Below are 12,564 nucleotides of genomic sequence, written 5' to 3'. Positions count from 1 at the left end.
GCGTTGATTTTACCGCACTAACTGTAATGCAGTCCTAACTTTTTAAGATAGGTAAAATATGAACTTCCCAAGTACTCTTCCAGCACCTCACAAAGCACTTCTTATCAAAGTGATTGATGTCCTGTCTCAAGATCCTCGAATCTGTGGTATTGCCGCAAGTGGTTCTTTTGGTTCTGACTCTATGGACAAATACAGCGACTTAGATTTTGTTATCGCGGTAAACCCAGCCGACTACACCGCTGTGATGCAAGAACGATTCAGCATCCTTGACCAGATCGGTGGCAAGGTCGCAGCCTTCACGGGTGAACACGTAGGTGAGCCACGTTTAATTGTGTCAATATTCGGTCCTGAGCCAGTGCACGTCGATTTCAAATTCGTCTCCCTACCAGACGCAGCAGCACGAGTCGATAACAACCACGTGTTGTGGGAGCGAGACAGCTTATTAACCGACGTATTCTGTACAGCAGAACCAGATTACCCTCAGCCAAACCCGCAATGGATTGAAGATCGTTTCTGGATCTGGACTCACTATGCTGCAACAAAAATTGCTCGTGGCGAATACTTTGAGACCATTGAATTCTTATCATTCCTGCGTCAAAACGTATTGTCTCCACTGGCACTAAAGCAAGCGGGTTTAACGCCCTCTGGCGTGAGAAAGATTGAAGCACGCTTGCCAGAATTTGCACAAGAACTCGCAAAAACCGTTTCAATGCCAGAACGTGATGCGTTGATTCCCGCTTTAAACCAAGCAGTAAAGCTTTACCTAGAATTAAGAAGCAACGAGCAAGTATCTGTAGATGAACATGCTCAGTCGTTTTGCCTTCAATACGTGCAAGACGAATTGAGCTAACGCGACTAAAAATGCAGCAATCAGTCTAGCTCAATTGCTAATACACCTTAAACGCCGAAAGTATGAAAGCTATCGGCGTTTTCATTTTTGCGCATCAAAAGCTCCCTCTCACTGGCTTTCAAATCCTTCTTATTCATCTCTCTGCACTAACGCCTTTCCTATCAAAAGCCGACCTAAAGTAGTACCCTTTATCGTCTCTCATTCTTGATGGTAGCTGGATATTATGAAGCTTTTGGTCGATCGCACTGGTGAACAGTTTTTAGAAATTCTGCAAGAATCTGGAGACACGCTGACGGTTCAATTCATTACCAATGAAGGCAGTAGAAAGGGCAAGCCATTCCAAGATAACCTGAGTGGATTGTTCCTCACAGGGTGGAAGCCGCGCACCACTTCAACCGCCATCGGATTAGAACGCTTTAAGCAAGGCAAACTTGAAGATCCCAAAGTGAGTTTCGCATTGCACCAACTCTATCCACTCGGTCGAGACGTAAAATTACCTTCCGGTGATATCGCAACTATCGCGAGTTACGCCAATACCCATGCCGATGGCTACTATATGTTTGTGCGCCTCAACGATGAGTTAACCCGACTCAAGATTACGCCCTATTGGGAACTGCAACCTTCCGTTCAAAGGTTAGCCTTGCCTTATTACCCTGCGCCAAGAAGCCAGCAAGAACTCGACAATATTGATGACTTCGATGCTTGGGCGGGTGGGTTTTAAACACTGAAAGTCAGTAAACGCTATTGAGATCACATCTACCTATCGAATCTCAATACAACAATATGTGCTCTCTAAACATTGATACGAATACCCGCTCTCAAACGATTCAAATAACGATTTGGCTGTGTGCTACTAAAGAGTGTTTCATTCTTCCCTACAAGCTCAAACGGGGCTGAATAAAATCAATAAACGCCGAGATACGTTTAGAGACGGAGGACGACTTGTAATAAACCGCATTCACTCGCTCTCGGTCTGTGTTGGCAAGTTTGTCTTGTTCCAGAATAGGGACTAGGCGACCCGCAGCAATATCTTCCTGCACCATAAACCCCGATAAACAAGCAATCCCATTTCCAGCTAAGACTAGTTGACGCACGGTTTCACCATTACTGGCTGTCACGGTAGGCGCGACATCACTTTGGTTTGGTAAAGGCCAATGGTTAAGCACTTTGTTACCCGCAAATCCCACAATTTGATGCGAGCTCAAATCTTCAGGTTTGGTGGGTAGCCCACGCTTAGCGAGATAATCAGGTGACGCCACAATATGGAGTAAACTTTTTCCTAAAGGGCGAGCGTGCAGTGTTGAATCGGACAACTTACCGATTCGAATCGCAACATCGGTTCTCTTTTCTAGAAGATCAACAAAGCCTTCGTTGGAAGTGAGTTCCAACTCAATGTCTGGGTAAGCCTCTTTGAATGACTGCACCAACGGCACTAGCTGATGGAATACGAATGGACTGGCGGCATCGACTCTTAAACGACCTTTTGGCAACTCACCGCGCGACACGATTTCTTCTTCCGCGCTCTGGATCATCTGTAATCCCACCCTGACTGAATCGACAAACTGCCGCCCTTCCTCCGTCAATTCCACGCGTCTCGTTGTTCGGTTGAATATTGAGACGCCGAGTTGCGACTCAACCTTACTCACCGAACGAGACACCTTGGCGACCTGCACATCCAACGCCTCTGCCGCCGCAGAAAAACCACCAGCATCGACAACGGTGAGTACCATTTCTAAATCATCTGAACGGGTTAACATAAGGCTCCTTCGCTATCTTCATTTTGTTTAATGTCATCTCGCTTGTGCTCATCACAGCTCAAATCATCTATGTCTTTTCGATCTCATCAGCTTAATCCAATGATCGGCTAACTCTTCAATTATTGCAAATTTAACAAAGATTATTTGTTAATAACGTCATTTATCACAAATATATATTGCTAGATAATCCTCGCCATCAAACGAAGCGCTCCTATTGCAGTCACAAGCTGCCCCATTTTATCGCGCTCGGTATTTAACAAAGAACAGTAAGAGAGATGATTATGCCATTAGCATTACTTGCATTGACGCTCAGCGCCTTTGCCATCGGAACCACAGAATTTGTCATCGTAGGCTTGATTCCTACCATGGCGAGCGACTTGAATGTATCTCTGCCATCGGCAGGCCTATTAGTCAGTTTATACGCGCTTGGCGTTGCTATTGGCGCACCAGTATTAACGGCATTAACCGGAAAATGGAATCGTAAAGCGGTGCTGCTGACCGTGATGGCATTGTTTGTCATTGGTAACTTATTGGCGTGGCAAGCTCCAGGCTATAACACGCTGATCGCCGCACGAATTTTGACCGGCCTTGCCCATGGTGTGTTCTTCTCGATCGGATCGACCATCGCGACAGGTTTGGTTTCAAAAGATAAAGCAGCCAGTGCCATTGCGATCATGTTTACGGGTTTAACGGTTGCATTGGTAACTGGAGTACCACTGGGCACTTATATCGGCCAAACCTTTGGATGGCAAGCGACCTTCTTGATCGTTGCTCTGCTTGGTCTTATTGCTCTTATCGGTAGTGCTATCTTGGTTCCAAGCAACCTTAAGCAACCACCTGCGGCGAAGATTTCGGCACAACTAAAGGTTCTAACTCAACCACGCTTACTGTTGGTTTACGCTATCACAGCACTAGGTTATGGCGGTACGTTCACAGCGTTTACGTTCCTTGCTCCAATACTGGAAAATGTATCAGGGTTTGATTCGAGCTCTATCAGTCTCATCATGTTGGTTTACGGTGTGTCAGTGGCGGTAGGTAACATCTGGGGCGGAAAAATGGCCGACAAGATGGGCCCGATTAAAGCGTTGACCGTTATCTTCTCTGGTTTAGCCGCAGTACTGGTGGTATTCAACTTTACCGCAGTAAACCCTTACGCAGCTGTTGCTACCATTTTGGTTTGGGGTGCATTCGCATTCGGTAACGTTCCGGGGCTACAAGTGTATGTTGTGAAACTGGCTGAGAAATACACACCAGACGCAGTCGATGTCGCTTCTGGGTTGAACATTGCAGCCTTCAACGTCGGTATCGCATTAGGCTCATGGGGCGGTGGTTTGATTGTCGCGAAATCTGGATTAATGAACACCCCTTGGGTAGGTGCTGTGATCGTTCTGATCGCTCTTGTTCTGACTCGATTCAGTGGTGCGTTAGATAAGAAGCAAGCACAACAAGCTGTTCCATCTAGCATCTAGCATCTAGCATCTAGCATCTAGCATCTAGCAAGAATAGAAAAAACAAAGCCCGAACCTAGGTTCGGGCTTTGTCATTTAAATCTGATTATTGTCCGTTATCGATCGCTTTCAGCACTTTACATGGATTACCGACTGCAACCACATTGGCTGGGATGTCTTTGGTCACCACACTGCCTGCGCCAATCACGCTGTTTTCGCCAATGGTTACACCCGGGCAGATGATTACACCGCCGCCAAGCCAAACATTGTCGCCGACGTTAATCGGTGTGCCAAACTCAACACCCTCTTCAACTCGGCCTTTCACATCGAGTGGATGACCTGCGGTCAGGATTTGAACGTTCGGACCAAGCAGCACATTATCACCAATGGTCACTTCAGCCACATCCAAAATCACGCAGTTAAAGTTAGCGTAGAAGTTCTTGCCCAGCTTGATATTCGAGCCGTAATCACAACGAAATGGAGGTTCTAAATGCGCATTTTCACAGCCCGGAATCAGCTCTTGCGTTGCTGCTTCCCATTCGGGTGTGTCAGGAATACTGTTATTGAGTTTTTGAAGTACCTTACGACACTCGATACGAGCGGCATAAAGCTCTTTATCCCAAGCCTGATAAGGTTCGCCTGCGAGCATTTTTTGTTTTTCTGTTTTCACGTTACTTACCTGTTCTCACATCACTTAGCTATTTTCATATTACTTATCTAGCTTCACATTACTTAACTAATGGTGGTCAATTCATCGACCAAAAAACGCAATATCGCACATCTAAATAACGGTGAATAAGGAGTGTTTAAGCTTGGTTTAAGAGATGCGCAGCTCGTCACTTTTTGTAGGTAAAATATGAAATTCGAACAGTGCTAATTTAGCTTCGCTATCGAATCACGTAGCACCAAACTGCCGGTGGTATTGATGGTGGTCGCTTGCTCCGTTTCACCGACAATTTGTAGGATCGCTTTTTGGGTCATCTGCTCTAATGGCACACTCACAGACGTTAAGCTTGGCGTTAAAAACGCCCCCACTTTGCTGTTATCAAAGCCGACAATAGAAACATCTTGAGGCAATGAGTACCCAAGTTCAGTTAACGCCTTAATCGCACCAATCGCCATATCATCGTTTTCAGACAAGATAGCAGTGAACGTGGTTTTGCTTTTTACCAGAGCCTGAGCCGTGTGATAACCGCTCTCCATCGTCCAATCACCTCGAACAACCTTGGACTCATCCAATGTAATACCCTGTTTAGTTAAGACATCTTGATAAGCTTGGTAACGCAACTCATCAGTCGAAGAACCGGCTTTTCCTCGAATCACAGCAATGTCTGTATGGCCTTGCTCGATGATGTGTTCAACCATCAAACAAGCGCTCTGATAGTGGTCGGTGGTGATAGCATGATTGGGCTTCGACGGCATTTCTCGGTTGAGTACCAGAATAGGTGTGTCAGTGCTTTCGATGATCTTTGCAATCTCGCTTTCGGTTAAGCATTGCGGATAGATGATGATGCCCGCGCACTTCATATCCAGCAGGAAGTTGATCGCCTTTACTTCGTCTTCAGCACTGTGTTTGCCATCGGTGATCACCAATTGGTGATTCGACTTTTCGCTATAAGAAGCCGCGTGATACATCAAGGAAGAAAAGTAAGGGCCATTGAACAACTCATTAGTGATTACAAAGCCGATGAAATTGGTCTTCTTGGTCGCCAATTGCTGGGCCAACAAGTTCGGTCGATAACCTGTTTCTTGAATCGCATCGAATACCTTTTTCACCACATCTGGGCGCACGATGTTCTTGCCATTTAAGACACGAGAAACAGTCGATTTAGATACACCTGCGCGGTTTGCGACGTCAAGCATGGTTACCATTCGCTTCTTTTCCTTTATAAAAAATTAGCCGACATAGGCCGACTAATTCATTGCAAAATGACAGCTCACAGTTCACATAACTGCGCTGGGAAATGCATTCTAAATAGTGGCACCGTTAGATGCAATCACGCCTTTATACCACTCGAACGACTTCTTGCGTTTGCGTTCTAGTGAGCCAGATTGATCGTTGTGCTTATCTACGTAAATGAATCCGTAGCGTTTTTTCATCTCGCCCGTGGTGAATGAAACTAAGTCGATACAGCCCCAAGGGGTGTAACCCATCAAATCAACACCGTCGATCGCAACGGCTTTTTTCATCTCTTTGATGTGGTCGCCAAGGTAAGCGATGCGGTAATCGTCATTAATGCTGCCATCTTCTTCAATAGTATCAACCGCACCAAAACCGTTTTCAACGATGAACAATGGCACTTCATAACGTTCATACAGAGACGCTAAACAGAAACGTAAACCCGTTGGATCAATTGGCCAGCCCCAATCACTAGACTGGATGAACGGGTTATCGACCGAGTTTTCATGACCGCCGTCCATCGCTTCTTCAGTTGACTGATGCGAAGAAGAATCCAAAGTATTCGACATGTAGTAGCTAAAGCCTAAGTAATCGGCCTTACCTTCTTTTAGGATCTGCTCATCTTCTGGCTTCATCTCAATGTTGAAGCCTTTGATTGCCCAGTCACGCTTGGCGTAATTTGGGTAGTGACCACGAACCATCACATCCGAGAAGAAGTAACGATCACGCATCGCTTGCTGTGCCACCATGATATCTTCTGGCTTTGAAGAACGAGGGTAGAAAGGCACCATCGCACACATTGCACCGATTTGAAGATCTGGGTTAATTTCGTGACCTTTCTTAACCACTAAAGCACTTGCCACAAACTGGTGGTGAACCGCTTGATACATCGCCTCTTGCGGCTTTTCACATTGTGGGAACTTCACGCCAGAGCATAACCAGCCAAAGATATCTGCCGAAGTATTCATCTGGTTATTTATCTCATTGAACGTCATCCAATACTTCACCTTGTGCTGGTAGCGTTCCATCACTGTGCCCGAATACTTAACGAAGAAATCGATCACTTTACGGTTCATCCAACCGCCGTATTCTTTGGCTAAGTGGTAAGGCATTTCAAAATGGCTCAGCGTCACTACTGGCTGAATATCGTATTTCAACAGCTCATCAAACAAATCATCATAAAACGCTAATCCCGCTTCACACGGCTCGGCATCATCGCCATTAGGGAAAATACGCGTCCAAGCGATACTGGTACGGAAACACTTAAAGCCCATTTCAGCGAATAACTTAATGTCTTCTTTGTATCGATGGTAGAAATCAACAGCGACTTGGTTGGGGTAGTTTTCGCCATCAATCACGCCATCGGTGATTCGACGTTGTACACCATGAGCGCCCGCTGTTAATACATCAACAACACTGACACCTTTACCATTCGCATCCCAGCCGCCTTCTAGCTGATGCGCTGCTACTGCACCGCCCCATAAAAAATCGTTCGGAAATTCGTTGTTCATACCATTACTCGCTACAAGTTATTCGTGAAAAAGATCAGGATTAGAGAGCTCATTGCAACTCTGAAACCGATTTCAATAAAAGTAAAGATACAGACTGAAACCGGTTTCAACAACTGTTTTTGATCTTTTTTGATCACGAAGTTAGATCTAAGGAAAGTACTCATGGTTGATGGATAACGGTCGAGAACGCCTACACAGAATGCCAAAAAGCCAGTTCAATGAGGATTGAGCTGGCTTTGTGCTGTTAGAGAAAAAGAATAAATCAGACTACGACAATGGCAACTGACGGATCATCTGCTGAACCTCATTGCCATATTTTATTCGTTGTCGTGTCTCTTCGAGTGCGTACATTTGCGTCTTCTTGGCTGCAGGGTTGGCACTTCGACCTTCCGTAACCATGGTATCCGCTGAAGACTTTTCTTCATCTAATCGCCCAGGTATTGTTTTAACCGATGACCAACCTAAACCACCAATCGAGCGCGCCGTCATTATACCTTGATAGATGGTATAGCCTCGGGCGCCCACTTTGACTTGTCCAAAAAGAATCTTGGTAAACCCACCATGAATTGGAGGAGGTGTGTACGTCATCGTCTTACCGCCCTGCGTCATTCTAGTTGCAATAACCTGCCCCTTAGAGCTGCCGATTCGCATCGCTGGGTTCGTTTTAGAGGCCCACGCAAGATTGTACTCACCAGAAGGCCTAATCTTGTTCATCAAACGAGAACCAAGACCGGGCTGAGTGACATCTTCCAATGCCCCACCCGCTCTTACCCAACGTAAGTTCTGAACCGATTTGTAGGCTGAATATCCGCCACTCACCACACCAATGATATCGAATGGAATGGTCGCAATATCGAGTTTATGAGAGATATCCCCATCATCGATAACTCCCGAGGCAATTTGTAAGGCACCACTGGTCATCCCAGCAATACCACCGATAATACCCGCCGCCAATACTAAGCTAGAACCACCGGTTGGTGCCGCCAATGCAATACCCACAATACCCGCGATAACCCCAAAAGCACCAAACAAGATCTTACTTATATTCAGATGTCCGCTTGGGTCTGTGAAGTTAATCGGATCGTTATGGCAGTACACATAAGCATTGTGAACCCCCTCATTGAAAGGGGCCAAACTGTCCGGTGCATTGAAGCGCATCAACTTCGGCTGGTAAACGCGATAGCCTTGGCCTAAATGATAACCTTGTAGGACAGGATCCAACCACTCGCCATTAAAGCCGATATCCGAATGAGAGATGGTCATCGACTGCGCCATCGCCAAACGAACCGAAGTCGGAAGCAGTGAGATACCACCAGCCACCGCTGCGGTTTGACCAATTTTAATCAGGAACTCACGTCGATTAAGTGGGGTAATAAATACCGAGTCTTTATTGTTCATTTGCATTCCCCGCTTGATCACGTTGCCCATATGGAGAGTAACGGTACATCGACCCTGTTTTACCCGACGTATTTGACGCGATTACCGAACCATTTTGATCCGTGGCCAATAACGTGGTTTCCGAGTCCATCTCTGACCATTTAGGCACTCCTTCGTGATAGATATACTGAGTGAGTTTGCCATTTTCCTCGATCGAAGCGAGGTCACCCCATAGATAGTTAAAGTGACGAGATTCAGAAACGGACTGTTGTGTAGACAGTCGGTCGTTGCTGTCATATTGATAGAGCCATTCGGTATTATCAGCTAACACACGCTGTAATCGATCGAAATTGTCATATTCAAGAATTCGACCATCCGCATCTTGAATCATGTTGCCATTCAAGTCGTATTTCACTGTTACCTGACCATCGAGTTGTGGGTGGGAATGAGTAATACGAGTCAACTGGCAAGGGTCATCCGACTCATAAAAGTAACGAGCGAAATCCTCAGATTCAGTAGTCGCTGTGCGTTGCGTCAGCATGTTACCTAGCTCATCATAGCTCCAATCAATAGACGTCATAGGCTGAGACCAGTCGCTCAGTGGGCCCGCGCCGAAGAACTCGACTTTAGTCAACTGAGAGAGGTCATCATAGGTATAGATTTCCGTCAGATTACCTAAAGTTGCACACTCCTTTTTACGAGAATTAAGCAGCCCTAACGCGTTATATTCTTGTGATTGCTCAAAGATATAATTATCGTTCAAAGCTATAGCTCGGTTGACTTCGCGACTATATTCATCCCATTCGAGTTCAGTGACTTGGGTTTGACTGCCCGATATCAATGTTTCTAGTATCACTCGATCAAACTCATCATATTCGTAATAAACCGTTGTTGAATTTGAACTCAACTTCACTAGTCGTCCGAGTTCATCGTAACCATACTGGCGAGTGTCCGTGTCACTATCAATTGCAGCGATAACCCCACCATCGGAATAGCTGTAATAGCGAGACTGACCATCATTCACCTCGGCTTCAGGTAAGCCTCTCGTCGAGTAGGTAATGGTACTTTGATTACCTTCACTGTCCTGACTCCCTGTCGGTAAGCCGGATATTGGGTCATGACTGTAACTAGAAGCCTGCCCATCAGACGACTTAGCACTTAGCACACCTAATTGGCTATCGCGAGTAAATAGCCTTGTTGGGGCTGCCATGCTGGTTTCAGTTTCTGGGATATTGCTGCTATCCGCATAAGTCCACGCCAATGAAGCTTGGGGGCTCGCTCCTCTGCGCAAGGATCGCGGTCGTCCCAATCCATCAATATCGCGTTGCCCTAAAGTCACCCCACCAATTTTCAGATCTACAACTTGTGACTGGTCGGTATGTTCAGCGTAAGTGATATCTTGATCGACACCGTTCGCTTGAGTCATGCGAATCACACGATCAAAACGGTCGTAATGGTAATGCTTGGATCGAGCGAGAGGATTCGTTTCTTTAATCAATCTTCCCCATGAGTCGTACTCATAATTCCAACTGTTGATGCCTTGCTCTTTTTTCTCTTCTAGCCCCCAGCTATTCAGAGAACTGACCGTCATGGTCAAACCTTCAATACCTTGGGTTTTCTTACGTGAGGCGAGATTATTGAACTCGACACGACGTTTTCCATTCGCTAACAGAGTCGCTTTAACCTGATCCCACTCATCGTATTCATAGCTTTCTGTTAACACCACAGGCGCCGATCTGGAATTGCGATCAGGCAGTACATCGTAGGTACTCTTACTTTGGAGTCTGCCCAACGCATCGTACATTTTTGCCCATACGACCGAGCTACCAACTTTAGCCTCTAGTTCGCGCCCTTGACCGTCCCAGCTTTGTTCACACAAGTTGCCTTTGCAATCCGTTAGCAACAGGGTTTGTCGACTCATACCAGTATCAACAATGTATTGATACGAACGGGCTGCACTTCCTTCAATCCGTTCTTCAGTAGTTCTACGAAGCGAATCATAAGTAAATGCACAGCTAACTCCGTCTGAATCGACATGACGCGCGAGTTCTCCAATATCAAGGTAGTGCCCAACCGCAAGATTGGTTTTGGTATTGTCGTGACAGGTCAGCTCTTCGTGTTCTTCAAGGACATCGCTATCCAACTCATAACGATAGTGAGAAATAGCAGAATACGTGCCGTTAGGATGAAGAATGTCATTTTGGACTGAAGCCAATCGGCCGAAAGAGTAAGTCTCACCAGTATCAGTTTGATAAGCGTAATGACTTCTATAGCGTTGGACGTCTTCTTCCAAACTCAGAACCACATCACGATGGCCATTCAGCCCCTCAAGAGAAGCATATTGATAAGAGATCACTCTCTGTTCTGATCCATTGTTGAGCGTACGAGATTTGACGAAATTCACCATACCCGTTGGCGATGCGGGACAACCTGCCTCTCCATTTTTAGCGTAGTATTCGTAACGTTCTGCGATGTCATTCTCATCAACGAACTTAAGCATGTTGCCATATTCGTCGTAATCCCATAATCGACTTTGAACTTGGCTATCCGATCCAGAAAACCAGATTTGTTCCTCTTTACTGATCAAAGAATACTGAGCGGGTTGAGCGGAAAACTGTTGATTATCAATCGCTGGGTATTCCAGCCTTTTCAAATGAACAAGGTTTCCGTTAACCTGTCTAGCTTCTTCAACGAGTAGATGAAATTGATTGTATGTTTGCGCTGTTACAACGGTGCCATTTTCGATTTTTTGGACGCGATAAGTATATTCGTAACCACGCTCAAGCAGGTTATCAAGCCCTTCACTTAATTCACCGCCACGTACACCGTAACCCATGAAATTGTGGCTATCTGTACCGACACTGTCGTAGGTTGTGGTAATAACTGGCGAATTAAGGGTAAGAACATCGTGTGCAGTAACGGCTGGTAAGTAAGTCATTGAGTTGACTCGAATACCATCAGCCTTATATCTCAAACGCTCGGTCAAGCCACAAGGATGGTTTACCTCATTGATTAACGTATATGAACCAATGCTTTCATAACCGAAACTATAGCTACCTGCTTGTTCTGGTAAATTGCATTTGACGAGCTTGTTATTGCTAAGAGTAAGACTGAAGTAAGCTTCATGGGTACTGCCAATATTAGTAAAAATATTAACGCGCCCTACCGAGATATACTCAACCCATAAAAGTGCGGTCTGTTTGGTTGTTCTGTCATCCCAAACTTTATCTAAGCGCTTATTTTGTCCCACGTTGAGCCAAGAAAAGTAGAGAGCATGACCATTGCTTTGGGTGATCTTAATGATGTCGCCATCTTTATCTAAAAGATCAGTACGTCCATTTTTATACGTGATTTCATAACCATTCGCGCTAGACGATACCGAAAAATCGAGCAGTTTCTTGTAACGAATACTCATCTCTATATTGGCGTTTAATTCAGCACGGTAGGATTGCCCATTTGCAAGATAGAGCTGTTGGTTCTCGATGTCGTATCTTGGGAGATTCAATTTCCAGCCTTTACCGAAACCAAGGTTGTCCGTCGAGTAAGGTGAGAATTGAATCGAGATATCGAGGTTTGGTCCCTTAAGCCAGTTACCAATAAGAGAGCCAAGTAAGATTTGATATGAATAGCTTCTGGTTCTTTGGTCTACGCCGCCCGAACAAAAGCTATCAAAGTTGAAAGCGTTTGAAGTCCAATTAGACATAAATTTCCCCTAAAGTGA

Annotated in this window: 9 protein-coding genes; 3 read left to right on the top strand and 6 right to left on the bottom strand. The window is 45.5% G+C overall.

All coding sequences use genetic code 11. The features are described from left to right. Positions 1-58 precede the first annotated feature (58 nt). Positions 59-850, top strand: a complete 792-nt coding sequence (locus AACT19_RS24495) for an oxalate:formate antiporter (RefSeq protein ID WP_076649196.1) — start codon at positions 59-61, stop codon at positions 848-850. A gap of 223 nt (positions 851-1,073) precedes the next feature. Further along, positions 1,074-1,571: a hypothetical protein gene (locus AACT19_RS24490; RefSeq protein ID WP_076649194.1), complete on the top strand. Its 498-nt coding sequence runs from the start codon at positions 1,074-1,076 to the stop codon at positions 1,569-1,571. 154 nt (positions 1,572-1,725) lie between these two features. On the opposite strand, the gene AACT19_RS24485 is transcribed toward AACT19_RS24490, so the two are convergent. Then, entirely contained in the window at positions 1,726-2,607 is an 882-nt protein-coding gene (locus AACT19_RS24485) for a LysR family transcriptional regulator (RefSeq protein ID WP_076649192.1), read from the bottom strand. Between the two features lie 281 nt (positions 2,608-2,888). On the opposite strand from AACT19_RS24485, the gene AACT19_RS24480 reads away from it, so the two are divergent. Beyond that, positions 2,889-4,076 (top strand): MFS transporter, encoded by a 1,188-nt coding sequence (locus AACT19_RS24480; RefSeq protein ID WP_017062388.1) that lies wholly within the window; start codon positions 2,889-2,891, stop codon positions 4,074-4,076. Between the two features lie 85 nt (positions 4,077-4,161). On the opposite strand, the gene AACT19_RS24475 is transcribed toward AACT19_RS24480, so the two are convergent. The 5 genes from AACT19_RS24475 to AACT19_RS24455 all read right to left on the bottom strand — a co-directional run bounded on the left by AACT19_RS24475 (position 4,162) and on the right by AACT19_RS24455 (position 12,546). Then, positions 4,162-4,725, bottom strand: coding sequence for a sugar O-acetyltransferase (locus tag AACT19_RS24475; protein WP_017081374.1), 564 nt, complete (start codon positions 4,723-4,725; stop codon positions 4,162-4,164). Positions 4,726-4,928: 203 nt separating this feature from the next. Further along, the gene (locus AACT19_RS24470; protein WP_076649190.1) at positions 4,929-5,927 is read right to left on the bottom strand and encodes a LacI family DNA-binding transcriptional regulator; all 999 of its coding nucleotides are present in this window, start codon (positions 5,925-5,927) and stop codon (positions 4,929-4,931) included. A gap of 99 nt (positions 5,928-6,026) precedes the next feature. Beyond that, positions 6,027-7,466, bottom strand: coding sequence for a 6-phospho-beta-glucosidase (locus AACT19_RS24465; RefSeq protein ID WP_076649188.1), 1,440 nt, complete (start codon positions 7,464-7,466; stop codon positions 6,027-6,029). Positions 7,467-7,733: 267 nt separating this feature from the next. Then, positions 7,734-8,864 (bottom strand): RHS repeat-associated core domain-containing protein, encoded by a 1,131-nt coding sequence (locus AACT19_RS24460; RefSeq protein ID WP_076649186.1) that lies wholly within the window; start codon positions 8,862-8,864, stop codon positions 7,734-7,736. Then, positions 8,854-12,546 (bottom strand): RHS repeat protein, encoded by a 3,693-nt coding sequence (locus tag AACT19_RS24455; protein ID WP_076649184.1) that lies wholly within the window; start codon positions 12,544-12,546, stop codon positions 8,854-8,856. Before AACT19_RS24455 ends, AACT19_RS24460 begins: the two co-directional genes overlap by 11 nt. Positions 12,547-12,564: the final 18 nt, after the last annotated feature.

It is taken from the genome of Vibrio sp. 10N.222.47.A9 (assembly GCF_963872585.1).
Classification (GTDB): domain Bacteria; phylum Pseudomonadota; class Gammaproteobacteria; order Enterobacterales; family Vibrionaceae; genus Vibrio; species Vibrio splendidus.
This window is presented reverse-complemented; position numbering and strand designations above follow the sequence as displayed.